This is a genomic window from Mesobacillus sp., from assembly GCF_057785455.1.
Genome location: NZ_JBYNSB010000038.1, coordinates 1 through 24,208 on the forward strand (window position 1 = coordinate 1; position 24,208 = coordinate 24,208).

A 24,208-nucleotide genomic window follows, 5' to 3' on the forward strand; every position below is an offset into this window, starting at 1 on the left:
AGCCGACTGCCCAGAAACACAGAAACTGGAGACTTCGACAAAGAAGCGCTTTTTGCTTCTGCGGGCGAAGTTGAAGCTTCGGAGTTTCTAGGAGGCAAAACTAGACAATAAGAAACGCGGAGGCGACTGCTTAACTCCGAAAAGCGCTGGCCGACTAAAACCGCCACGTCCTGTGGCAACGTCGGCACTAGAACATCGTGTCCGTCGAAGGGCCTGACAGTGAAGTCGCTCTTTGACTTCATTGGCAGGACCGAAAACGAAAAGTGTAGCCGACTGTTCAGAAACGCAGAAACTGGAGACTCCGACAAAGAAGCGCTTTTTGCTTCTGCGGGCAGAGTTGAAGTTTCGGAGTTTCTAGGAGGCGAAACTAGACAAGCGTCTCGAGGAGTTAGGAGCCGCAGCTAGACAAGCGTCTCAAGGGGCTAGGCGCTGGAGCTGGATTATGACAACTCATATACTTAACAACATCAGGTCAATTTATAGTTTCGCTAAACAATAAAAAAACTGTAGACAAACTCTGGTTTTACAGAGTTTGTCTACAGTCTGACGGAACAAGCTAAAGGAACCGCTTATATTAAAGTTCCTGCAGGATGTTCTTTAAAGTTTGTGCAAGCTGGTCTTTGTGGACTTCCTGCATTTCGCCATTTTTACGTATTTTCACTTCTACGATTCCTTCGGCGGCTTTCTTTCCAACAGTCACCCTAACAGGCAGGCCGATCAAGTCAGAATCTGCAAATTTCACGCCAGGCCTTTCCTGTCTGTCATCCATCAGCACATCCAGACCTGCACTTTGAAGGCTGCCATATAGCTCCTCTGCCACAGCTGCCTGTTCATTATCTTTCATATTGACAGCAATAAGATGAACATCATATGGAGACATATTAACAGGCCATACAAGACCACTTTCATCATTGAACTGCTCTGCCACTGCAGCCATCGTCCGGGATACACCGATTCCGTAGCAGCCCATGATCATTGGCTGTGTACGTCCATTTTCGTCAAGGAATACCGCATTCATAGCCTCACTATATCTCGTTCCAAGCTTGAAGACATGACCAACCTCAATGCCCTTGGCAAAAACGATTGTTCCTTCTCCGTCTGGTGATGGATCTCCTTCTTTGATAAAGCGGAGATCAACATAATTACTTACTTTAAAATCACGTTCTGGATTCACATTTGTATAATGATAATCTTCTTCGTTCGCACCACAGACACCATTAACGATTGCTGCCACAGCGTGGTCCGCAACTACCTCCACATTTTCCGCACCGATTGGCCCTAGTGAACCAACGGAGCATCCAAGTATATCTTTGGTTGTGTTTGCATCAGCCAGCTCGACTGTTGATGCTTCAAAGAAGTTCTTCAGCTTTATATCATTCACTTCATGGTCACCGCGAACCAAAACCAAAACGAAGCGGTCATCAACCTTGAAAAGCAATGATTTGATGCATACCTGTTCTTCAACCTTAAGGAAAGAGGATACTTCTTCGATCGTCTTCTTATTTTCAGTATGAATCTTTTCAAGCTCTTTTGGTTGCTCCGAGCTTTTTTCATACACAGCTGCAACTGGAGCCATTTCAATGTTCGCTGCATAATTTGACGTGTCAGAATACGCGATTGTATCTTCTCCGATATCAGAAAGGACCATGAATTCATGGGTATCCTTGCCGCCCATTGCTCCAGAATCGGCAATTACGGCACGGAAATTAAGGCCGCAGCGAGCGAAGATATTGGAGTACGCCTGAAAAATACGGTCATACACTTGATCAAGGCTTTCCTGATTAGCATGGAATGAGTATGCATCCTTCATGATGAACTCGCGTCCGCGAAGGAGACCGAATCTTGGACGCTTTTCATCTCGGAACTTCGTCTGGATTTGATAAAGTGTCAAAGGCAGGCGTTTGTAGGATTTGACTTCATCACGAACCAGGCTCGTGATCACTTCTTCGTGCGTCGCGCCAAGCGCAAACTCACGGTCATGCCTATCCCGTAATCTCATAAGTTCCGGACCATAGGAATACCATCTGCCGGATTCCTGCCATAATTCAGCCTGCTGCAATGCAGGCATGAATAATTCCGCAGCTCCCGCATGGTTCATTTCTTCCCTGATGATGGCCTCAATTTTTTGAAGCACCTTACGTCCCAAAGGCATATATGTATACACACCGCTTGCATTCTGTCTCATAAAACCTGCACGCAGCAAAAGCTGGTGGCTTTTAACTTCTGCATCAGATGGTACTTCTCTTAATGTCGGAATAAGTGTCATACTCTGTTTCATTGATTGCACCTCATAGAAATAAATTAGCGGCTTCAGGAAAAAACTCTCCTGCCCGGCAGCTGCCAGGCAGGAGCAGAAAGTCTTAATTGAGGTTTTTTCCTGATTCCATAGTAATTGCTATTAAAAATTTACAGGAAGAATCTCTGGATATCATTCCAGGTAACAACGAGCATCAACAGCATTAACAAGGCAAAACCGATAAAATGAACCATGCCTTCTTTTTGCTTATCAACCGGCTTTCCACGTAACGCTTCGACAGCGAAGAATGTAAGTCTGCCGCCATCAAGCGCAGGGAAAGGAAGCAGGTTCATGATCCCAAGGTTGATGCTTAAGATTGCTGCCCATTTCATAAGATAGAAGATTCCTGATTTGGCTACAGTGTCTGTTGAAACATATATACCCACAGGCCCGGATAATGCATCAATCGAGAATTGGCCAGTAATCAGCTTACCAAGCATTGAAAAAATTTCGGTTGTCCAGAAATAAGTTTCCTTCACACCATAAGTGATTGACTTTAACGGGGATTTTTCTACTGGGCTGTAAACGCCAATCAGGCCGATTTTCTCCCCTTCAATTGTTTTAGCTTCCGGTGTCACCGGCAGCTCCATGTTTTGCCCATCACGGACGATTGAAAAATCAAGTTCACTCCCTGGATTTTTCCTAATGATTTCTACAACATCCTGCCAGCTTGAAACTTCTGAACCCTCGATGCTGTTAACGATGTCTCCTTCCTTCAGTCCAGCTTTAAGTGCGCTGCCATCAGGTGTAAGTTTGCCAAGGACAGGTTCATTCGAAGGAATCCCCTGCACCAAGGCAAGGATGATAAAAATAACCATAGCCAGAAGGAAATTCATCATCGGTCCGGCGAAAATCGCCATCGTCCTTTGAGCAAGAGTTTTTGACCCAAACTGCCTGTCATAAGGGGCGATTTGTGTTTCTACATTATTTTCTACCAGCACAGCTGTCTTGCTGATTTTCAACGATTTTACCAGGGAGTCGTCTTCTCCCTCTTCATATCCTTTGATAAAGAGGTCGTGCTCGATATCAACATTTTCCACTTCAAGAATCCGCGCATTCGGATGCTTATCTTTATTGTTCAAGATGATTTTTGTAACTTCTTCATTCTCATTGAACAGCAAACCTACACGATGGCCCGGCTTAATTTCGACCATTTCCGGGTCCTCCCCGGCCATCCTTACAAAACCGCCAATTGGCAAAAGACGGATCGTGTAAGTTGTTTCGTTCTTCTTATGCGAGAATACCTTTGGCCCGAATCCGATCGCGAACTCCCGGCAAAGGATGCCTGCACGCTTGGCGAAAATCAAGTGCCCAAGTTCATGGAAGAACACGAGGGCGCCAAAAATAACGATAAAGGCAATAACTGTATTCAATCTATCTAACCACCTTTTTTAAGGATAAGGAACCACTTTTTCTTTTCGCTAGGCTTTTATAAAAGTGACTTAACAAAGCTTCTTGTATTCTGATCTACTTCTTGAATCAATTCAAGCCCCGGATTATTTGTAATCTTATGGCTGTCCATTGCTTTCTCAATTAAGTCTTCGATTTGAAGAAAAGTGATTTTGTCTTCCAAAAAGGCAGCAACTGCTGCTTCATTGGCTGCATTCATAACGGCAGGCATGGTCCCACCGGCGTTTCCGGCATCGTATGCGAACCTTAGGCAGCGGAAACGGCTGAAATCCATCTCCTGAAAGTGAAGCTTGCCGATTTCAGCGAGATCCAGCCTTTTCCCAGAACGAAGAGGCAGGCGGTCAGGATATGTAAGAGCATATTGGATTGGCACCTTCATATCTGGTGTGCCCAACTGCGCGATAATACTGGTATCGTGAAATTCAACCATTGAATGGATGATACTCTCTCGATGGAGCAGAACAGAAATTTGTTCATATGGCAATGAGAAGAGCCAGTGTGCTTCAATTACCTCCAGCCCCTTGTTCATCATTGTAGCTGAATCGATTGTGATTTTTGCACCCATTGACCAATTCGGGTGATTCAAGGCATCTGCTTTTGTCACTCCCTGCAAATCATCACGAGTCCGGTCCCTGAAGCTGCCGCCAGACGCGGTTAAAATGAGCCTTTCAATATTCTTCTCCTTCTCCCCCTGCAAGGCTTGAAAGATAGCTGAATGCTCACTGTCAACCGGCAAGACGGAGACACCTTGTTTCCTTGCCTCATCCATTACAATATGTCCGGCTGTAACTAGTGTCTCTTTATTGGCAATAGCGATCGTTTTTCTCGCTTTTATTGCTGCGAGTGTGGGACTTAGACCAACACTTCCAAGAACCGCATTCACGAGTATATCTGACTTATGATAAACAGCCGCCTCCTCAAGACCCTGGCTTCCATAAACCACTTTTGATTTAGGAAACTCCTGTCTTAGTGATTCGGCGTCTGCTTTTTCCTGGACAGACACCAATTCTGGCTGAAATTCCTGTATGATTTTACGGGTGAGTTCCATGTTCCTCCCTGCAGAGATAGAAACAAGACGGAACTCTTCAGGGTGCTCCCTGATTACATCCAAAGTCTGGATGCCAATTGACCCTGTTGCACCCAACAAGCTGATATTCTTCACATGTTTCACTCCTAAAAATCTTCAGCGGACTAAAAGTATCCCTGATTTATCCTGATTACCTATCTTATAATAAGTGAAAAATATGGATTAGCGGCCAGACAAACAGCAAGCTGTCAAATCTGTCCAGCATACCGCCATGTCCAGGAAGTATGTTTCCCGAATCCTTAACATTATAATATCTTTTCAGCGCCGATTCTGCCAGGTCACCTATTTGTCCAAATACAGAAAGGAAAGCAGTTGCCGCGAGCAAAAGGATGGTTGATACATCCATCTCGGCAAATACTGTAAACAATACTGCGACAATCAGCGCAGACAGGATGCCTCCCAAAAATCCTTCAATCGTCTTATTAGGGCTGATTTCAGGCCAAAGCTTCCGTTTCCCAAAGGCACGGCCGAAAAAATAAGCTCCTGAATCTGTTGCCCAAACCATGAAAAGCGAGTAAAAGACAAAGGTAAGACTCGCTTGTCTCGTTTCAATAAAGAAGTAAAATCCGAGCCCTGCATAAAGCGCAGACATGATAGAGAATGCAACATCTTCAAATGTAAACCGATTTTTGGTAATGACCGTATATGTCAAAAACAGCAGTACACCTAGTGCAAAAAGCTCGAGTTTAGTGTAATTCAAACTCTCCAGCAATTCATGATACTCCTTTGGAATCATGAAAATCCATAATAAGATTAATGAAATAATGCCAGGAACGGAGAATAAGTTTAGCTTCTTCATTTTCAACGCTTCATATAAAGCAATCGAAGCAATAAGATAGACCATTAGAACGAATGGCCAGCCTCCATAGATTACGATCGGCAGGAAAATGGCTGCTGCTGCAACTGCTGTTATGATTCTTTGCTTCATCAATTATTCACACCTTTTTTATACTCCTCCAAAACGCCGCTGACGGCCCTGGAATGCTTCAATAGCTTCAACAAAATGCTCTTCACTGAAGTCTGGCCATAGTACATCCGTAAACCAGAACTCTGTATAGGCAAGCTGCCAAAGCATAAAATTGCTTAAACGGATTTCGCCGCTTGTCCTGATTAACAAATCAGGATCCTGCAAATCCTTGGTCATTAAATACGAAGAAAATAATTCTTCTGTCAAGTCTTTTTCATCCATTATACCACTTTTGACATCGCTTAAGACTTTTTTCACGCCATCGAGGATTTCCGCCCTGCTTCCATAGTTAAGAGCAAAATTAAGCGTAAGGCCTGTATTGCCTTTCGTATCCTCCATCGCTTTCCCAACTGCCCTTTGTGTATGCTCCGGCAGTTTATCCTTATAGCCGATCATCTCCACCCGGACATTTTCCTCGATCAATTCTGGAAGGAATGTTCCCAGGAACTCTTCAGGCAGCTTCATTAGGAAGTCAACTTCCATCTTCGGCCGCTTCCAATTCTCAGTTGAAAAAGCATAGACGGTTAATGTCTTTACGCCAAGTTCATTGGCAAGTTTGGTTATTTTCCTGACAACCTTCATACCTTCATGATGGCCAGCCACTCTTGGCAGCGCACGCTTCTTTGCCCAGCGGCCATTTCCATCCATTATGATGGCGATGTGTGCAGGAACATCATGTTCTTTTATTTCGAGTATTCGGTCACGGAGACTTGAAGAATTACTCTGGTTCTTCCATAGATTCATTTTATTTAACATTAGGACAGCTCCCCCAAAAGATAATCATTAGCCCCGATCAGTACATCGTTAAGCCTTCTTTTGACACCTAGTCAATACCTTAAAGCTTAGAGCAGTGATTCATTTTCAATATTATGGAATCTTCCAACTGCTTTTCCGCATGCCATTATCATACCAAAAAAGATTAAAGATATCTCTATAAATGGATGTTGAGGAGAACAATTGTTTTAACCTGGCTAATTTTATCTGCAGCGAACATACCCACATTATTATATTCTATCAATTTAGAAGGACGCTTAGTCCTATTTCTTGCTTTATAAATAAGTATAGGCTTTTCTTACATATGTATAGAGAAAAAACCCCCTGGAAAACAGAGGGTTTTCGTGAATAGGCATATTTCAATCATGAGTCAGGATTGAATACGCCATTTAAGTTGATTTATATTATACTTCCATTAGCTCTTTTTCTTTTTCTTTAGTGATCTGATCGATTTTCGCAATATGCTCATCTGTCATCTTTTGGATGTCATCAGAGTAACCGCGTAGGTCGTCCTCAGTAATTTCACCATTTTTCTCAAGCTTCTTCAAATCTTCATTGCCGTCACGTCGGATATTGCGGACTGCAATTTTTGCCTCTTCCGCTTCCTTCTTAACAAGCTTTGCAAGCTCTTTACGGCGCTCTTCAGTAAGCTGAGGAATCGCAAGTCTGATAATTGAACCATCATTTGTCGGATTCAAACCCAGGTCTGACTTCAAGATTGCCTTTTCGATTTCACCAAGAATGGACTTGTCGTAAGGCTGGATGACTAGTAAACGTGCTTCTGGTACCGAGATACCAGCAAGCTGGTTCACGGGAGTTGGTGCCCCGTAATAATCCACTTGAATTCTATCTAGAAGAGATGCGCTTGCCCGGCCTGCACGGATGCTTGCCAATTCGCGAGTATATGCTTGAATCGCTTTTGTCATTCTTTCCTTTGCATTAGCAATTGCTTGTTTTGGCATTAGTTTTTCCCCCTCACAATAGTTCCGATTGTTTCACCCATAACCGCTCTTTTAATATTGCCTTTTTCCATGATTGAGAAAACAATCAGTGGAATATCATTGTCCATGCATAGAGATGATGCAGTAGAATCCATAACAGCAAGACCTTCCTTAAGGACATCGAGATAAGAAAGCTCATCATATTTTGTCGCATTCTTATCAACACGAGGATCTGCAGAATATACTCCATCTACATTGTTTTTTGCCATAAGTATTACATCAGCTTCGATTTCAGCAGCGCGCAAAGCAGCTGTTGTATCTGTTGAGAAGTACGGGTTTCCTGTTCCAGCCGCGAAGATCACTACGCGCTTTTTCTCAAGGTGCCTGATTGCCCTTCTTCTGATATATGGCTCTGCAACCTGACGCATCTCAATGGAAGTTTGGACCCTTGTCTCAATTCCCGCCTGCTCGAGGCTGTCCTGCAAGGAAAGGGAGTTCATGACCGTAGCGAGCATGCCCATATAGTCTGCCGTCGCTCTGTCCATTCCCATTTCTTCCCCGATTTTACCTCGCCAGATATTTCCGCCGCCTACGACAACGGCGACCTCAACATCAAGCTCTGCAATCTCTTTTACCTGGTCTGCAACATTTTTGATTACCGACGGATTGATGCCAAAGCCTTGCTCTCCTGCTAAAGCTTCTCCACTTAACTTTAAAACAACTCTTTTGTATTTAGGGCTGGTCATAGGGTACTACCTCCATATGTAATTTAAAGCTATGTCCAAAAACAGGGAACACTAAGTGTTCCCTGCAATTACATAGGCTAGTAATAATTATTTCTTGTTAACCTGGTTCATTACTTCTTCAGCAAAGTTATCTTCACGCTTTTCAATACCTTCGCCTACTTCGTAACGAGTGAACTCACGAACAGTTCCGCCTTTTGATTCAACAAACTGGCGTACTTTTTGATCAGGGTTCTTAACAAAAGTCTGGTCAAGTACACATACATCTTCAAAGTATTTGCTTAGACGGCCTTCAACCATTTTAGCAACGATGTTTTCTGGCTTGCCTTCGTTAAGAGCCTGTTGAGTAAGGATTTGGCGCTCGTGTTCAACTTCTTCTTGAGAAACCTCGTCACGAGAAACATACTTAGGTTTTAATGCAGCGATATGCATAGAAACGTCCTTCGCAGCAGCTTCGTCAGTTGTTCCTTCAAGAACAGTTAACACGCCAATGCGTCCGCCCATGTGAAGGTATGCACCAAAAGCATCATTGTCAGTTTTAGACTTGATTTCAAAGCGGCGAAGTGAAAGCTTTTCACCAATTTTAGCAATTGCAGCATTGATGTGGCTTTCCACTGTTGCGCCGTTTTCCATTGTTTGAGCGTTAGCTTCTTCAACAGATGCTGGCTTGTTCTTTAGAAGGTGCTCAGCGATTTCTTTAACAAGAACCTGGAAGCCTTCGTTCTTCGCAACGAAATCAGTTTCTGAGTTAACTTCAAGGATTACAGCCTCATTGCCTTCTGTAAGGATATAAGTTGTACCTTCAGCTGCGATGCGGTCAGCTTTCTTGGCAGCTTTAGCGATTCCTTTTTCACGAAGGTAGTCGATTGCTTTGTCCATATCACCATTTGTTTCAGTAAGTGCATTTTTGCAGTCCATCATACCTGCGCCAGTTTTTTCACGCAATTCTTTAACCATTTGTGCAGTGATTGCCATAATGAATTCCTCCTAGGATCATGATTATGTACCTATACTTTATTTTAACTTCATTTCACCAATATAAACCTAAACAAGATTTACATGGACTCTTAGTCTTAAAAAAAGGTGATAAAGGGCGCTTCCCTATATCACCTTATTTTAAATTAAGCTTCTACAGTTTCTGTAGTTTCTTCGCCTTGCTTAGCTTCGATAATAGCGTCAGCCATTTTAGCAGTAAGCAATTTAACAGCGCGGATCGCATCATCGTTCGCAGGGATTACTACGTCGATTTCATCTGGATCACAGTTTGTATCAACAATTCCAACGATAGGAATGTTCAATTTGCGTGCTTCAGCAACAGCGATGCGCTCTTTGCGTGGGTCAATGATGAAAAGAGCATCTGGAAGGCCCTTCATGTCCTTGATTCCGCCCAAGAACTTTTCTAAACGCTCTTGTTCTTTCTTCAATTGAACTACTTCTTTCTTAGGAAGCACTTCAAAAGTTCCATCTTCAGACATTCTTTCGATATCTTTAAGACGTGAGATACGCTTTTGGATTGTTTCGAAGTTAGTTAAAGTACCACCCAACCAACGTTGGTTAACATAGTACATACCAGAACGAGCTGCTTCTTCTTTAACAGAATCTTGAGCTTGTTTCTTAGTACCTACGAAAAGAACAGTTCCGCCGTTACCAGCTAGCTCTTTAACGTAGTTGTAAGCTTCTTCAACCTTCTTAACTGTTTTTTGAAGGTCGATGATGTAGATGCCGTTACGCTCAGTGAAGATATATTTCTTCATCTTAGGGTTCCAACGGCGAGTCTGGTGACCGAAGTGTACACCAGCTTCAAGCAGTTGCTTCATAGAAATTACTGACATGATGTTTCCTCCTAATGGTTTTGATTTCCTCCGTCCATATCATCTTTAACCAGGAACTGTCGAAACAGCACCATCTGATCAAATCAATGAACGTGTGTATTAACACCAAGAGATAATATAGCATATATAAATCCGACATTCAAGAGATTATTACGTATTTTGACGAAATTTAAGCAAAAGTTCTATTTCCGTCTTTCCTTTATTTAGCCGGCGGGCGATATCTTCTGCTGAAAGTCCTTGTTTATGGAGTTTGGCTATCTGCTCATTAAAGCTTAACTGAGGCCTTTCAGCAGATTCAGTTTTGCCTATCAGTTCCTCCAGAACAGGGTCTTCACGATCCTTGGGATGCCCGGTGTCTGTGCGATAGGCCTTCATTGCTGTATTATAGGACATTCCTTTGCCAACCCGGGGAGCCTTGTCAGTCTGCTGGGATTTCCCCGTCGCATTCTTTTCCTCACTTTGCACAAGAAACTCCTGGCCAGATTCGTTTTTGCCTGTTGATGAAATGTCCCTTTTCATCAGCAGGATGAACTTCTCATTTTCATCCTTTAATTCGAGCAAGTATGCGGAAAAAACTTCTTCAATTTCTTTGATGATTCTTTCCTGTTTTTTTTCTGCTTGAACAAGTCTGTTCTGCCGTAGGTATAAAAGGATGATTGCGAAGATAGCTGCTGCATTTAGCATGAGGCTTAGTAGTAGTAGAAAAGTGGTCATAACATCCCTCTATCCGCTGTAATCGATTATCTTTCCCTTGTAAGGATGGTTCTGCTGCAAAGGTTCTTCCTGTTTCTTTTGCTGCTGCCTGCCTGGGTCCTGCTCGCTGGAAGAGTTGCCATCTTTATTGAGCCTGGCTTCCTGCTTTTGATTATTCTTGATCACGGTTTTCCGCTTTAATTCATCTTCCTTTGTCACTCTCTGTGCGGCGTGTTCCTGAAGATGCTGCCCTCGCTGCTGAATCTGTTCCTGGATTTTGCCGGCGTCATGTGTCCTTGGAAGCGCAATCTGCATTTCGATTGCCTTTAGACTCATTTTGTCACTTCCTTAATGATGGACTTTTTCAGCCTCTATTAATGGGTGAATGCTAATTTCACTTTGGTACAGGCTAAATCTGGCCATTTTATAAATTCGGTTGGTCATCAGGGCATACTTGCCAAAAAAAATCTTCGCATTTGGATAAACCTTATCAAGAACAAACAGTGAGGAATCAAGACGTTCTTGTTTTTCAAGTGCCAGTGAGTTGAGCTCACCCTCTAATTCCGCCAGATTAATTTCAATGCTCTTTCTTGTAGCCCGCTGTTTAATGATCATTTCCTGCTGTTCTCTTGATATCTTTCCTGTGTGCTTAACAAGATCTGCAAGCTTTGATTCTATCTCAATTAATTTATTAATATTTGCTTTTGCACTATCCATTTGGCCAAGGATATCACGCTCCCTCTTATCAAGGAAGGGATCCCACCCTATCGCTAGTTCAGTTTTTGTAAAAAGCTCATTCCCTAATTCCTTAACATGAATATTTCTTCCTGCTGAAAGAACTCCGCCAATGATTGTACCTGTACGGCAGTCAATATTTCCTCCAGCAGTGATCCTGCTATGGAGAATCGATGTTTTGATGACAATATCCTGGCCCGCTTTTACAATAGACTGATTCAGATAATTAGCAATGATATTCCCTTCTGCGGATATACTTCCTTTCATGCCGCAGGCCACACCGCCCCTGATGAAAATATTGCCGCCAGCAACAAGGTTCGATGCTTCCACCAGACCATAAACATGGATATCGCCGCCAGCTTTTATCTCATATCCACTGGGAATGTCCCCTTTGATAATGACAGTACCTGTAAAATCGATATTTCCTGTCCTAAGGTCCAGATCACCATTGACCTCAAAAACCGGATTTACGGAAATGGATTTGCTTGTTATGCTGACCTGGCCATCAACAGTTGAGAAATACTGGCCATTCCGGGTAAGAATATTGCTGCCTGCTTTTATCCTTAATGGACGTCCTTTCCTTGCCGGAATGGAATTCCCCATGACATCTACTCCATTCGTCCCTTCCCCCTCAGGCACTATTGATGCCAGAAGTTCTCCATTGTTTACAGACGGAATATGCATGACTACTCGGAAATTAAATATTTCAGCCTGATCGTCATTCCTTTTCCTTAGCTCATTCCGCAAATAAGCGTCTGAACCGTTTACAGGAGGTATCCCGGACGCAATATTAACTGGAAAGTTAACGCTTGCAGGATCTTCAACAATGGACTGGAGCACGTCCATTTTAATACCATATTGGATATGATTTTCTTTTAAGAAATTCAAAAGTTCATCCATAGAATATTTACGGTTAGCACTGCTATCAAGAATTGCGGTTAACCGATCCCTGCTTAACTTTACCTCAATTGTTTCCCCCATCTTAATCCCTGCCCATCAGGCTTTCTCAAGCCATTTACGCAGCTTGAATATAGCCTTGGAATGTATTTGAGAAATTCTCGATGTTGATAGATCCATGACTTGTCCTATCTCAGTAAGCGTCAATTCTTCCTTATAAAATAAACTTAAAACCAACTGTTCTTTATCATTGAGCTGCGAGACCATTGCCGTCATCTCTTCGATCATTTCAGCTTTAATGACTTTTTCTTCAGGAATCACCGACTTTTCATCCCTAATGGAATATGATTGGGTGTCGCGGTCATCCTGGTCATTAGGCTGCTCATCGATGGAAAGTACATTGGCGAAAAAATGTTCATTAATTGTTGTGCAAATATCGCTTTCATCCATATTAAGTTCCAAGGCGATCTCTTCTATAGTTACATTACGCATATAACGCTGCTCAAGCTTCTCGATGGCTGCATCAATTCTCTTTGCCTTTTCCCTTGTACTTCTTGGCAGCCAGTCCTCTTTCCGCAATCCGTCCAGTATCGCTCCCCTGATCCGAAAAGAAGAATATGTATCAAATTTCAGGTCCCTTTTTGGATCAAATTTTTCAAGAGCATCATATAAGCCAATCATGCCCAGACTTTTCAGATCATCCCGTGATACGCTTTTAGGAAGATTAACAGATATTCGCTGCACATGATAGGAAACAAGCGGCATGTATTTTTTAATTAATATGTTTCCTGCATCCGGATCACGGGATTGCACCCATTTGTCCCAAGTCAATTGATCTTCCGTAGTCGATCCCCGCACCATGTTCATCCTCCTCCCGCGCATTCCGTTTTATTCTTTGCTGCAGACTGTTTCCAAGCAGTTAATTGGTGCAAAAGTGCTTCAATGAAAACAACTATCCCTCTGGCTGTCTGCCTTTATCACCTTATGAGGTGTATTTATAAATGAGCAAAGCATCAGCCTAAGTCCTTTATCTATTACTAAATCTCACTATTACCCTTATTTACTGTCCTGATCTGCATCAAACCAGTTTTGGGATCAAATTCAATCGTTCTGCCGCTGTTCCCGCCAACATCCTGTGCGACTACAGGTATTTTAAGGTCCTTTAGTTCATTTATAACAGCATCGACATTCCTCGGTCCAATCCTCATCAGGTCGCTGCTGCCGGAAAACTGAAACATCTGTGCTCCTCCAGCAAGCTTTGCTTTAATCCAGCCCGGTCTTGCGCCGAGCAAAAGAAGTTGAGAATGAAGCTTTTTAACAGCTGTATCAGCATATTTCGCCTCATTAAGCGGTCCTGACTTTGACAAAGAGGAATCAGGGAGCATTACATGTGCCAGACCGGCGACTTCTTTTGCCAAATCATACAGAACGACTCCTACACAAGACCCAAGACCGGTAGTCTTAATCAAGTCAGGTGCTTTCACGGTGTTCACATCAGCAATACCTACTTTTACTATCTCAGCAGCCTTATGCATCTACCAGTGCTCCTAAAGCTTTAAATATGATATTGAAGGATTCTGGATCTGGCAGGAGGAAAAAGTGGCCATTCACACTTCCTCCTGTCTGGACTTCATTCTCATCCAGTGCTGTATCGATGACAATTGCGTAATCACTTACCTGAGATAATTCCAGCAGGCCGAAACTGATTACTGCACCAGCCATATCAATGCTTAGTGCTGGTACAGAAGGCAGGAGATTCAAATTCGTAAAATCAGACAGAGAAGATAAATACGACCCTGAAAGAATATTGCCCATTTCCTGCAATGCAGAAAGTGCCAGTTCGTTAACCTCAGGAGCAGAGAAGGAGAAAGACTGGTCACCAATAAGGGACCGGATGAACTTTTCAGCCTGCTCAAGGGGAAGCACAAAAAACATACTTCCAGGAGCGTCTCCCTCAATTCTAAGGAATACACTGGCTATGACACTTTCAGCCCCACCTGCCATCTCCATCATCTCATCGAAGCTTACCACCCTGACATTCGGTACTTTCATATCGATTTTCTTATTTAATAAAGTGGAGAGCGCCGTTGCAGCATGGCCCGCTCCTATATTGCCAACTTCTTTCAATATATCAAGATGCATGTCTGATATTTTTATATGAAACGACATAGTATGGTCCCTTGCCTTTACTCTTTATCCTCTTGCAATCCTAGAATATTTTCAAGATCAATTAAAATCAGGAGACGCTTATCCAGCTTGACGACTCCATTGATGAATTCAGCAGCTTCCGTGCCGACGATTTCGGGCGGAGGCTCGATTAGGTTCGAAGGAATATCTATAACATCATTGGCTCCTTCTACAATCAATCCCACTTCGGCATCTGCTACAGAAACGATGATAATTCTTGAACTATCAGAATATGACTGTTCGTCTAATCCGAAACGTACACGTAAATCGATCAATGGTGTTATAACACCTCGAAGATTCATGACACCTTTTACGTATGGTGAAGTGTGCGGCACACGGGTAAAATGCATAATTTTTTCTATAGATTTAACCTGGCCTACAGGAACAGCATATTCTTTTTCGTTTAATTGGAATACGATTACCTTCAAGTCTGAAACCAGCAACTCAGCCATTTTGTTCACTCCTATATCTTCATCTCGCACGAATTGCGCAATTACTTGATTAACGCGTTGCAGTCAACGATTAACGCTACCTGGCCATCCCCAAGGATAGTCGCTCCTGAAATTGCAAAAACATTTGTTAAATAGTTACCGAGGGATTTAAGGACTACCTCCTGCTGGCCGATGAATGAATCAACAACCAGCCCGGCCATTTTGTCACCTTTCCTGACAATGATGACAGAGTGGAAATGATCATCCTGAGGTACAGTCGGAATTTCAAAAATATCCTTGAGGAACAACAGCGGTACCACCTTGCCTCTGAAATCAATTACGCTTTGATTATGTGCTTTCATAATGTCGGAGTCTTTGATAATCGCAGTTTCAATAATGGAAGACAAAGGAATCGCGAATTTTTCCTTCTGGATTTCTACAAGCATGACAGAAATAATCGATAACGTCAGCGGCAGCTGAATGGAGAATATAGTGCCCTGGTTTTCCTTTGAATCGATAGTTATGGAACCTCCCAGGGATTCAATTGTATTTTTAACTACATCCAGGCCTACTCCTCTGCCGGAAATATCTGATATTTTTTCTGCTGTCGAAAAACCGGATGACAAGATAAATTCATAAACCTGCTTATCCGTCATACCAGCAGCAGACTGTTCAGTGACAAGTCCCTTGCTTATTGCTTTTTCCAGTACCTTTTCCCGGCTGATTCCACTGCCGTCATCTTCAATTTCGATAAACACGTGATTGCCGCTATGGAAAGCTCTTAGGACGACCGTTCCTTCCTCTGGCTTGCCCTTTGCTTTACGAACTGCAGGTGACTCGATACCATGGTCTACTGAATTGCGCAGCAGATGGACCAGCGGATCACCAATTTCATCGATAACTGTACGGTCAAGTTCAGTCTCTGCTCCAACGATTTCCAGATTGATCTTCTTGTTCAAATCTCTAGCAAGCTGGCGTATCATCCGAGGGAAACGATTGAATACCGTTTCGACCTGGACCATACGCATATTCAAAATAATATTTTGCAGGTCGCCTGAAATCCTTGACATTCGTTCAACAGTCTCAGTAAGTTCTGTATTTTCTAATTCCTTTGAGATTTGTTCAAGCCTGCCACGGTCAATGACCAGCTCTTCAAAAAGATTCATTAGAATATCAAGACGCTCGATATTTACACGGATGGTCTTGCTGCTATTCAAGTTGTGCTTGCTGCTGCTTTTCTTTTCTGCAGCTGGCTGGCTCTCTGCAGACGGATAGACTTCTAACGCCTTATTCTCCGCACTTTTAGGTTCAGCTTTATTTTCACTGCTATCCACATTATTCAAATCTTCCAAACCAAGAGATCTCACTTCAGTTTTGACCACTTCTGAAACCTTCATGATTTTACCTTTAATATCCTCGGAAGATTCCTTGGATACTAGAGTGACTGAAAATTCCTGATCAAATTGCTCCTCCTCAAGCTGTTCAACAGAGGGAGCGGCTTTGATGACTTCACCGATTTGTTCAAGAACCTCAAATACCATGAACACCCTTGCCGCTTTTAACAGGCAATCTTCTCTCAAGCCGATCGTGATCTCATAAACCCCGAATCCCTGTTCTTTGGATTGCTTTAATACAGTCAATTCAAATTCATCATATTTTGTCTGCGTTGGGGCTTCTTCTGCAACTGCTGCTGCTGTTTCAGAGACAGCTGAATCTACCGGAAGCTCCCCTTTCTCAATCAGCTTCAATTTAGAGACTGCATCGGTTACATCTTTTTTACCGTCGCCGCCTGAAGCGATGGACTGAACCATATCTTCAAGATGATCAACAGCGAGGAAAATTACATCAAGTATTTCAGGACTTGTTTTCAGCCTGCTGTTCCTGATTGCATCTAAAACATTCTCCATCTGATGGGTAAGACTGGCAAGATCCTCAAAACCCATTGTAGCTGACATTCCTTTAAGCGTATGTGCGGATCTGAAGATTTCGTTGATGATGTTCAGGTCCTCCGGATTTTTTTCCAGTTCCAGCAATTGTTCGTTGCAGGCCTGTAAATGTTCTTTGCTTTCTTCTATAAAAACTTCTAAATATTGATTTAAATCCATGTGCACAGCACCCCCGGCCTTAAATATATTTCATGATTGATTGGGCAATATTTTCAACATTCACTACTTCATCAACTAAATTAGTTGCAATGGCTGCTTTCGGCATTCCAAACACAATAGAAGTTTCCTGCGATTCAGCAATCGCTTTTACAAAGCCACTTTTCTTCATTTCAATCAATCCTTTTGCTCCATCCGTGCCCATGCCTGTCATCACCACGATGATTTTCGATAAGTTTCTTGCGCAGCTTACAGATTCGAACATTACGTCAACGGATGGCCTGTGCCCATTTCTTGGTTCTGACTTGCCAAGACTAACGGCATGGCCCGTGCCGACTGCTTTAACCTCAAGATGATATCCTCCCGGCGCAATATAGGCCATTCCCTTCTGGAGCAGTTCCCCTTCTTCTGCTTCCTTGACAGCAATTTCACATATACTGTCCAGTCTGTTTGCTAATGACTTGGTGAATCCGGCTGGCATATGCTGCACTATCAATATTGGTGCACCGAAATCCTTTGGCAAGGATGTCAGCACTTGCTGGAGGGCTCTAGGACCTCCGGTGGAAGTACCGATGCAGACAATCTTTTTTTCGCCGCCTTCCCTCATCACTCCTGCTTTACCTGCTCCGGGTTTCCTTTCAAATCTCCGAGTCCCTTTTACCGGTTGAACAGAAAATTTATTGACAGCTGATACTGAACTTGATTGTTGCTTTCCAGGTAATTTCGACAGGTTGGCATTGCTCGCAGACAGCACTTTTTCAATCAGTTCAGCCTTAATTCTATGTAAATCGATTGATATGGATCCAGAAGGCTTGGCAACAAAATCGACAGCCCCTGCCTGTATGGCTTGAAGTGTTGTGTCAGCTCCTTCCTTTGTCGTACTAGACAGCATGACTACTGGCATCGGTTCCTCGCTCATCAGCACCTTTAACACCTCGAGTCCGTTCATGACCGGCATCTCTACGTCAAGGGTGATAACATCAGGACGCAATGTCCTCCACTTCTTTAAGGCATCGTCACCATTGCGGGCCGTACCGACTACTTCGATTTCTGGGTGTTCAGATAGGAAGTCGCTGATCAGCTTTCGCATGAAAGCAGAATCATCTACAATGAGAACTTTAACTTTTGACAATACGACCACTACCTTTCGAAAAGGAATTGCTTTAATCTTGCTGTAAAACTTCTATTATCTCTCTTTTCGGCATTGTAGCTCATTTTGTTCAGGTATTTTTCAACTATTGCTGCCATTCCTTTTGATACTTGTGACCGTTCATTGAACAAGACGAAGGGAATTTGCCTTTTTACGGCTTCATGTACACATTTATCATCCGGCAGCATGCCTAGCTTTATTGCCGAACGGCCGAGAAATTTGGACAGGACATCCTCCAATCTGGATAGCGTCTCATTCCCTTCCTTTATTGAACCAGCCCTGTTGACTACTAAGTGAAATGGCAACGAAGCATCAGCCATATGAATATATTTCATGGTTGCGTACGCATCCATCAAAGAAGTTGGCTCCGTTGTAGTGATGACGAAAATTTCATTGACAGATAACAAGATTGATAATGTTTCCTCACTCAATCCAGCCCCCATGTCAAATATAAGATAGTCATATTTTTTCAGGACCTCTCCAAGACTGGCTGTAAAATGCTCTACCATTTCCCTGTCCATCCTGATCAGCTGGCTTAAGCCAGTACCGCCAGATATATATTCAATCCCTTCAGGCCCACTGCAGATAATCTCCTCAAGTGAGGCATTACCAGAAAAGAAATCCGCGATTGACTGCCGGGAGCTCTTTCCCATTAAAATCTCAATATTGCCCATCCCAATATCAAGGTCGAACAGCAGCACACGATGCCCTTTTTTCGCCATGGAAATTGAGAAATTCAATGAAAAATTGGATTTCCCTACACCGCCTTTGCCGCTGACGACAGCAAGAGTTTTGGCTTCCCTCACTGGAAGATTTTGTTTAAGCCGCTTTCTTAATTTCTCTGCCTGGTCACTCATAGCTGCTTACTCCAAGAATTGTATTGGTGATAATTTCTGGATTCGCTTCAATCAAATCATCCGGGACATCCTGTCCATTTGTTACATATGCAATGCCTGTTGAAAATTTTTCTGCCATATTCAACATAGACCCATAAACTGAAGTTTCATCCAGTTTAGTGAAAATGAATTTATCAATATGAATGAGTGAAAATTGCCTGCGAATTTCCTCCATATCCTTCTGCTTTGAGGTTAAGGCAAGAACAAGGAATGTTTCCATATCCTTATCAAAATCAATTGCCTCTTTCAGGTCTGTAACATACTTTTGATTTCGGAAGTTTCTTCCTGCAGTATCGATAAAAACTAGATCATAATCTTGGAATTTTTCAGCTGATGCCTTAAAATCCTCCATGTTATAGCAAACTTCTATTGGTACATCGAGAATTTTCGCATATGTTTTTAGCTGTTCGATTGCAGCGATTCGGTAAGTATCTGTTGTGATGAAGGCAACCTTTTTCTGATGCTTCAGGACACACTCTGCTGCAATTTTTGCCAAGGTCGTTGTCTTGCCTACGCCTGTTGGGCCAATCACATTCACGAATTTCCTGTTAAAAGAAATTCCGCCAAAAGGGAAGGCAGATAACCGATTGGCAATAACCTCGGCACTCCATTTTGTAATTTCCTTCCTGCTTGCTACTGCTCCACCGCTATACCATTTTTCTAAAAGGCTGGCAGCCACTTCGTCAATAATTGCCGCATTAACCTCCTGATCTCTCAACTCCTGAAGCTGGCAGTTAATTGGTTCAGGAAGAGTTACCGGATTATTGGAGTCGGATCCTTTTTGCTTCAGCAACTCCTTTAGCTGGGATATTTCCTTCATAAGCTCCCTGTCAGCTTTAGGAGCAATTTCAGCAATAGATTGATTGACAGGTATTTTTACTTTTTCCGAGACATTCACAACCGGCCTGACAAAGGGATTAGCTTTTGACTTTTCAGATGGTACCGGGTTTGGGTTCGGTTCATTATCCGGATCAATAGCTGCAATTACCTCAATCGTGCTTTTCTTGAAAAACCCCATAAAACCGCCAGACTGGATGACACGAGAGTTAAGGATGACAGCCTCGCTTCCCAATTCGGCCCTTACCTGCTTCATTGCTTCTGGCATGGATGATGCTGTATATTTTTTCACTTTCATTCTGCATTCACCACTCCGACACTTTGGACTTCAACATTCGCTTCAAGCTCGTTATATGACAATACTGGTATTTGAGCAAAGTACCTTTCTGTTAATTGCCTTACGTACATCCTGACTGCCGGAGAACAGAGAATGATCGGTGTCTGTTCCATGATGCTGAGCTGTTCCACCTGGCTGGCAATTGATTCTAAAATCCCCTGGGATACTCCTGGGTCAAGGGACAGATAGTTGCCGTGCTCGGTTTGCTGCACTCCCTCGGCTATCATCTTCTCAACACGCCCAGAAAGCGTAATCACCTTCAATGTTTCTCCTGCTCTTGCGTATTGATTGGTAATTTGTCTGGCAAGAGCCTGCCGCACATATTCTGCGAGTATCTCTGTATCGGTCGTTACTTTTCCATAATCAGCAAGCGTTTCGAAAATGACCGGAAGATTCCTGATAGAAACATTTTCTTTAAGCAGTTTTCCGAGCACTTTCTGTATCTCTCCGACCGATAGAGGATTTGGTGTGGCTTCCTCTACCAGAATCGGATAGCTTTCACGCAGATGGTCAATAAGCTGTTTTGTTTCCTGTCGCCCAAGCAGCTCATGCGCATTTGATTTTATTACTTCTGTTATATGTGTTGAAACAACAGACGGAGGATCGACCACTGTATATCCGAAAATTTCTGCCTGTTCCTTCATTTCTTCTGTTATCCATTTCGCAGGAAGTCCAAAGCTTGGCTCAATCGTTTCAATACCTTCTACAGACTCATCCTCAATTCCAGGGCTCATTGCGAGATAATGATCAAGGAGCAGTTCTCCTCTTGCCATTTCATTTCCTTTTATCTTTAGGCGATATTCATTAGGCTGGAGCTGTATATTGTCGCGGATCCTTACCACTGGAATTACTAATCCAAGTTCAATGGCGAGTTGTCTTCTGATCATGACAATCCGGTCAAGCAGGTCACCACCCTGATTCGTATCGGCAAGGGGAATCAATCCATAGCCAAATTCAAACTCAATCGGATCCACATTCAAGAGGTTGACTACACTTTCAGGACTCTTCATCTCATCCATTTGGACTTCCTCATCCATATCCTCAAGCTGCTGCTTATCCGGTTCCGGAACACGGGTAAGCATATAGCCTCCTCCAGCCATTACTGCTGCAAGCGGAATCGTCAAGAGGTCAGTGATTGGGGTGAATAAACCAAGCAGGAAGATTGTTCCTCCTGCGACATATAGCATCTTTGGATATGCAGTAAGCTGTGAGCTGATATCAAAGCCGAGATTTCCATCAGATGCTGCACGGGTTACAACAATACCTGTTGCTGTAGAAATTAAAAGTGCCGGAATCTGGCTTACAATGCCATCCCCTACAGTCAGGAGAGAGTATCTTTGTGCAGCTTCCCCAATCGCAAGTCCTTGCTGGGTCATCCCTATAACAATCCCAAATATGAGGTTGATTAATACGATAATGATACCCGCGATTGCGTCACCCTTAACAAATTTGCTTGCTCCGTCCATGGCTCCGTAAAAATCCGCTTCCCGGCTGACTTTTTCACGGCGTTCGCGTGCCTGCTGTTCTGAAATCATCCCTGCGTTCAAATCTGCGTCAATACTCATCTGCTTACCGGGCATAGCATCAAGAGTAAACCTTGCCGCAACTTCAGAAACACGTTCAGAACCCTTGGTGATAACGATAAACTGTATGATGATCAAGATAAGGAAAACTACCATACCAACGATGACATTTCCCCCTACAACGAAGGAGCCGAATACCTCAACAACTCCTCCCGCTTCACCATGGGACAGAATTGATCTTGTGGTCGATACATTCAAACCTAATCGGAATAGAGTTAAAATCAACAGCAATGAAGGGAAAACAGAAAATTGCAGTGGCTCCGTCATATTCATTGTGTTCAACAGCACCAATAATGCAATTGATATGTTCACCATGATCAGCACACTTAATAGCCATGATGGAAAAGGAATGATTAACATTGCCACTATTAAAATGACGCCGAAAATGACGGATAGATCTCTTGCTGACATATTTCTTCTCTCCTAACACTGCAATGCCCAAAATTCTACAGTACTTTATTTTTTGTCTGATATACGAATGCGAGAATTTCGGCGACTGCCTTGAAAAATTCCTCTGGTATCGCATCTCCGATTTCTGTCTGGCTGTAAAGCGCTCTTGCCAGCGGCCTATTTTCAACTGTTGCAATCTCGTTTTCCTTTGCAATCAGTTTAATTTTCTGGGCGACGAAGTCCACTCCCTTCGCAACCACCACGGGTGCGTCTGCCTTCTGTTCGTCATACTTAAGTGCCACCGCGAAATGGGTCGGGTTAGTAATGACTACGTCTGCTTTTGGGACTTCTTGCATCATCCGCCGCATTGCCATCTCTCTTTGTTTCTGCTTAATTTTTGATTTAATGAGCGGGTCACCTTCGATGTTCTTGTATTCATCTTTTATATCCTGCTTGGACATCCTGATGCTCTTCTCAAAATCGTATTTCTGGTAAAGATAGTCCAGTAACGATAAAAATAGCAATGCTCCGGAAGCAAAAAGCCCCATTTGGAGTGTTAATCCGGCTATGGTTGCCATAGCTGCTGCAATACTTTTGTTGGCCAGCAGCAGAACTTCATCCATCCTGAACCAAAGCACCGAAAATGCGATCAATCCGACAAAACAGATTTTAAGGATTGACTTGATCAATTCGACAATGGCCCTCATGGAAAAAATCCGTTTAAAACCGCTGATTGGGTTAATCTTCTCAAGTTTCATCTGGATCGCTTCAGTGGAAAACATGAAGCCAACCTGTGCATAATTGGAGGCCACTCCTGCAATCAAGGCAACAATCATTACTGGCCCAAGGAAAATGGCTAGTTCATAAAGAATTTCCATCAGAATGGTTCGAATGTTATTCTCGGTGAGGTCCAAAAACATATAGCTTTGCAGGGAATGGCGGAGAACCCCAATCATTCTCTCAGTCATCGTTTTGCCGAAAAACATCAGAAATAAAAAAACAGCTAACAGAACGACAGCGGTATTCACGTCCTGGCTTTTGGCAACCTGTCCTTTTCTTCTGGCATCCTGCTTCTTTTTTGGAGTCGCTTTTTCTGTTTTTTCGCCTGCAAAGAACTGCAGATCTAATGTCAATAATTCCATTTATGATCCTCCAATTAACTCCATCAAACCTCTCATAGTAGCCAGGGCTGAGGAGAAAAGCTCTGAAATAACCATCATCAGGACACCCATGACTGCGATTAAAACCAGGAAACTGACACCAATCTTTACCGGAAGGCCGACCACAAATATATTCAGCTGCGGCACCGTTCTCGCAACAATACCCAGGGCGACATCCACAAGGAACAAGCTGCCCACGACCGGCAGGGACATTTGGAATGCAACGATGAACATTCTGTTGAAAGCCTGGATGATAAATTCGGCTACATCCCTGTCGCCAAAAGGAATCATCAATTGATCAATCGGAACAAAATCATAACTGTAAAAAATCCCATCAAGAAGTAGATGATGCCCATTGACCGTTAGCAAAAACAGTAAAGCTAATGTATATAAATACTGGCCCATCAAGGGACTCTGAGCCCCTGTTTGCGGGTCAATGACATTCGCGATTGCAAAACCCATTTGAAAATCGATCAATCCGCCGGCAATTTGTACTGCTGACATCATCAGTGCAGCGATAAACCCGATCAAAATGCCAACAAGCGCTTCTTTTATAATTAATAAAAAATAAGTTCCATCTATAATGATTTCTGAGGTTCCTACCGTTGAGAACATGATGACAGAAAGGAAAAATCCCAACCCGGCTTTATGCGAAGCTGGAATGGTCCGATATGAAAACAGCGGCATCATTAAAAAAAAGGATGTCACCCTGACGAAGATCAGCAGGAATGCCGGAAATGAAGGTATAAACTCAATCATG

The 24,208-nt window shown here is 43.1% G+C and carries 23 protein-coding genes; all 23 read right to left on the reverse strand.

The genetic code is table 11. The features are described from left to right. Positions 1 to 574: 574 nt before the first annotated feature. The 23 genes from AC3EBE_RS15170 to fliR all read right to left on the reverse strand — a co-directional run bounded on the left by AC3EBE_RS15170 (position 575) and on the right by fliR (position 24,207). Positions 575 to 2,278, reverse strand: a complete 1,704-nt coding sequence (locus AC3EBE_RS15170; RefSeq protein ID WP_488595885.1) for a proline--tRNA ligase — start codon at positions 2,276 to 2,278, stop codon at positions 575 to 577. 128 nt (positions 2,279 to 2,406) lie between these two features. Next, the gene (gene rseP / locus AC3EBE_RS15175) at positions 2,407 to 3,669 is read right to left on the reverse strand and encodes an RIP metalloprotease RseP (protein ID WP_488595886.1); all 1,263 of its coding nucleotides are present in this window, start codon (positions 3,667 to 3,669) and stop codon (positions 2,407 to 2,409) included. A 56-nt stretch (positions 3,670 to 3,725) separates the two neighbouring features. After that, positions 3,726 to 4,868, reverse strand: a complete 1,143-nt coding sequence (locus AC3EBE_RS15180; protein WP_488595887.1) for a 1-deoxy-D-xylulose-5-phosphate reductoisomerase — start codon at positions 4,866 to 4,868, stop codon at positions 3,726 to 3,728. 64 nt (positions 4,869 to 4,932) lie between these two features. Continuing rightward, on the reverse strand, positions 4,933 to 5,721 hold the full coding sequence (locus AC3EBE_RS15185) for a phosphatidate cytidylyltransferase (protein WP_488595888.1): 789 nt from the start codon (positions 5,719 to 5,721) through the stop codon (positions 4,933 to 4,935). Positions 5,722 to 5,739: 18 nt separating this feature from the next. Continuing rightward, a complete protein-coding gene (gene uppS, locus AC3EBE_RS15190) occupies positions 5,740 to 6,516 on the reverse strand; it encodes an undecaprenyl pyrophosphate synthase (RefSeq protein WP_488595889.1) in 777 nt (258 codons plus the stop codon). 422 nt (positions 6,517 to 6,938) lie between these two features. After that, a complete protein-coding gene (gene frr / locus AC3EBE_RS15195) occupies positions 6,939 to 7,496 on the reverse strand; it encodes a ribosome recycling factor (RefSeq protein WP_488595890.1) in 558 nt (185 codons plus the stop codon). Further along, positions 7,496 to 8,221: a UMP kinase gene (pyrH, locus tag AC3EBE_RS15200; RefSeq protein ID WP_102262217.1), complete on the reverse strand. Its 726-nt coding sequence runs from the start codon at positions 8,219 to 8,221 to the stop codon at positions 7,496 to 7,498. Before pyrH ends, frr begins: the two co-directional genes overlap by 1 nt. An 87-nt stretch (positions 8,222 to 8,308) precedes the next feature. Continuing rightward, positions 8,309 to 9,193 carry a translation elongation factor Ts gene (gene tsf, locus AC3EBE_RS15205; RefSeq protein ID WP_488595891.1) on the reverse strand — a complete coding sequence of 295 codons (885 nt, stop codon included), beginning with the start codon at positions 9,191 to 9,193 and terminating at the stop codon, positions 8,309 to 8,311. A gap of 146 nt (positions 9,194 to 9,339) precedes the next feature. Beyond that, complete coding sequence (gene rpsB, locus AC3EBE_RS15210; RefSeq protein WP_488595892.1) at positions 9,340 to 10,050, reverse strand: 30S ribosomal protein S2; 711 nt, start codon at positions 10,048 to 10,050, stop codon at positions 9,340 to 9,342. 150 nt (positions 10,051 to 10,200) lie between these two features. After that, complete coding sequence (locus tag AC3EBE_RS15215; protein WP_488595893.1) at positions 10,201 to 10,764, reverse strand: helix-turn-helix domain-containing protein; 564 nt, start codon at positions 10,762 to 10,764, stop codon at positions 10,201 to 10,203. 9 nt (positions 10,765 to 10,773) lie between these two features. Continuing rightward, complete coding sequence (locus tag AC3EBE_RS15220; protein WP_488595894.1) at positions 10,774 to 11,079, reverse strand: hypothetical protein; 306 nt, start codon at positions 11,077 to 11,079, stop codon at positions 10,774 to 10,776. Positions 11,080 to 11,091: 12 nt separating this feature from the next. Then, positions 11,092 to 12,459, reverse strand: a complete 1,368-nt coding sequence (locus AC3EBE_RS15225; protein ID WP_488595895.1) for a flagellar assembly protein A — start codon at positions 12,457 to 12,459, stop codon at positions 11,092 to 11,094. 15 nt (positions 12,460 to 12,474) lie between these two features. After that, positions 12,475 to 13,233 carry a FliA/WhiG family RNA polymerase sigma factor gene (locus AC3EBE_RS15230; RefSeq protein WP_488596039.1) on the reverse strand — a complete coding sequence of 253 codons (759 nt, stop codon included), beginning with the start codon at positions 13,231 to 13,233 and terminating at the stop codon, positions 12,475 to 12,477. Between the two features lie 179 nt (positions 13,234 to 13,412). Further along, positions 13,413 to 13,910 carry a chemotaxis protein CheD gene (locus AC3EBE_RS15235; protein ID WP_488595896.1) on the reverse strand — a complete coding sequence of 166 codons (498 nt, stop codon included), beginning with the start codon at positions 13,908 to 13,910 and terminating at the stop codon, positions 13,413 to 13,415. Further along, positions 13,903 to 14,544, reverse strand: coding sequence for a chemotaxis protein CheC (locus tag AC3EBE_RS15240; RefSeq protein ID WP_488595897.1), 642 nt, complete (start codon positions 14,542 to 14,544; stop codon positions 13,903 to 13,905). The genes AC3EBE_RS15235 and AC3EBE_RS15240 overlap by 8 nt, the downstream gene beginning before the upstream one ends. Positions 14,545 to 14,561: 17 nt before the next feature. Further along, positions 14,562 to 15,014: a chemotaxis protein CheW gene (locus tag AC3EBE_RS15245; RefSeq protein ID WP_488595898.1), complete on the reverse strand. Its 453-nt coding sequence runs from the start codon at positions 15,012 to 15,014 to the stop codon at positions 14,562 to 14,564. 41 nt (positions 15,015 to 15,055) lie between these two features. After that, complete coding sequence (locus tag AC3EBE_RS15250) at positions 15,056 to 17,098, reverse strand: chemotaxis protein CheW (protein WP_488595899.1); 2,043 nt, start codon at positions 17,096 to 17,098, stop codon at positions 15,056 to 15,058. Between the two features lie 19 nt (positions 17,099 to 17,117). Continuing rightward, a complete protein-coding gene (locus AC3EBE_RS15255) occupies positions 17,118 to 18,227 on the reverse strand; it encodes a protein-glutamate methylesterase/protein-glutamine glutaminase (protein WP_488595900.1) in 1,110 nt (369 codons plus the stop codon). Positions 18,228 to 18,235: 8 nt separating this feature from the next. Further along, complete coding sequence (locus tag AC3EBE_RS15260) at positions 18,236 to 19,102, reverse strand: MinD/ParA family protein (RefSeq protein WP_488595901.1); 867 nt, start codon at positions 19,100 to 19,102, stop codon at positions 18,236 to 18,238. Further along, a complete protein-coding gene (flhF, locus tag AC3EBE_RS15265) occupies positions 19,095 to 20,276 on the reverse strand; it encodes a flagellar biosynthesis GTPase FlhF (RefSeq protein ID WP_488595902.1) in 1,182 nt (393 codons plus the stop codon). Before flhF ends, AC3EBE_RS15260 begins: the two co-directional genes overlap by 8 nt. Further along, the gene (gene flhA, locus AC3EBE_RS15270) at positions 20,273 to 22,309 is read right to left on the reverse strand and encodes a flagellar biosynthesis protein FlhA (protein ID WP_488595903.1); all 2,037 of its coding nucleotides are present in this window, start codon (positions 22,307 to 22,309) and stop codon (positions 20,273 to 20,275) included. The genes flhF and flhA overlap by 4 nt, the downstream gene beginning before the upstream one ends. 35 nt (positions 22,310 to 22,344) lie before the next feature. Then, positions 22,345 to 23,430 carry a flagellar biosynthesis protein FlhB gene (gene flhB, locus AC3EBE_RS15275; protein ID WP_488595904.1) on the reverse strand — a complete coding sequence of 362 codons (1,086 nt, stop codon included), beginning with the start codon at positions 23,428 to 23,430 and terminating at the stop codon, positions 22,345 to 22,347. After that, entirely contained in the window at positions 23,431 to 24,207 is a 777-nt protein-coding gene (fliR, locus tag AC3EBE_RS15280; RefSeq protein ID WP_488595905.1) for a flagellar biosynthetic protein FliR, read from the reverse strand. Between the last annotated feature and the right edge of the window lies 1 nt (position 24,208).

Coding starts and splice junctions, on each gene's coding strand:
- AC3EBE_RS15170 (WP_488595885.1), bottom strand. CDS start 2,278: ATGAAACAGAGTATGACACTTATTCCGACATTAAGAGAAGTACCATCT.
- AC3EBE_RS15185 (WP_488595888.1), bottom strand. CDS start 5,721: ATGAAGCAAAGAATCATAACAGCAGTTGCAGCAGCAGCCATTTTCCTG.
- uppS (WP_488595889.1), bottom strand. CDS start 6,516: ATGTTAAATAAAATGAATCTATGGAAGAACCAGAGTAATTCTTCAAGT.
- frr (WP_488595890.1), bottom strand. CDS start 7,496: ATGCCAAAACAAGCAATTGCTAATGCAAAGGAAAGAATGACAAAAGCG.
- pyrH (WP_102262217.1), bottom strand. CDS start 8,221: ATGACCAGCCCTAAATACAAAAGAGTTGTTTTAAAGTTAAGTGGAGAA.
- tsf (WP_488595891.1), bottom strand. CDS start 9,193: ATGGCAATCACTGCACAAATGGTTAAAGAATTGCGTGAAAAAACTGGC.
- rpsB (WP_488595892.1), bottom strand. CDS start 10,050: ATGTCAGTAATTTCTATGAAGCAACTGCTTGAAGCTGGTGTACACTTC.
- AC3EBE_RS15215 (WP_488595893.1), bottom strand. CDS start 10,764: ATGACCACTTTTCTACTACTACTAAGCCTCATGCTAAATGCAGCAGCT.
- AC3EBE_RS15220 (WP_488595894.1), bottom strand. CDS start 11,079: ATGAGTCTAAAGGCAATCGAAATGCAGATTGCGCTTCCAAGGACACAT.
- AC3EBE_RS15225 (WP_488595895.1), bottom strand. CDS start 12,459: ATGGGGGAAACAATTGAGGTAAAGTTAAGCAGGGATCGGTTAACCGCA.
- AC3EBE_RS15235 (WP_488595896.1), bottom strand. CDS start 13,910: ATGCATAAGGCTGCTGAGATAGTAAAAGTAGGTATTGCTGATGTGAAC.
- AC3EBE_RS15240 (WP_488595897.1), bottom strand. CDS start 14,544: ATGTCGTTTCATATAAAAATATCAGACATGCATCTTGATATATTGAAA.
- AC3EBE_RS15245 (WP_488595898.1), bottom strand. CDS start 15,014: ATGGCTGAGTTGCTGGTTTCAGACTTGAAGGTAATCGTATTCCAATTA.
- AC3EBE_RS15250 (WP_488595899.1), bottom strand. CDS start 17,098: ATGGATTTAAATCAATATTTAGAAGTTTTTATAGAAGAAAGCAAAGAA.
- AC3EBE_RS15260 (WP_488595901.1), bottom strand. CDS start 19,102: ATGAGTGACCAGGCAGAGAAATTAAGAAAGCGGCTTAAACAAAATCTT.
- flhF (WP_488595902.1), bottom strand. CDS start 20,276: ATGAAAGTGAAAAAATATACAGCATCATCCATGCCAGAAGCAATGAAG.
- flhA (WP_488595903.1), bottom strand. CDS start 22,309: ATGTCAGCAAGAGATCTATCCGTCATTTTCGGCGTCATTTTAATAGTG.
- flhB (WP_488595904.1), bottom strand. CDS start 23,430: ATGGAATTATTGACATTAGATCTGCAGTTCTTTGCAGGCGAAAAAACA.
- fliR (WP_488595905.1), bottom strand. CDS start 24,207: ATGATTGAGTTTATACCTTCATTTCCGGCATTCCTGCTGATCTTCGTC.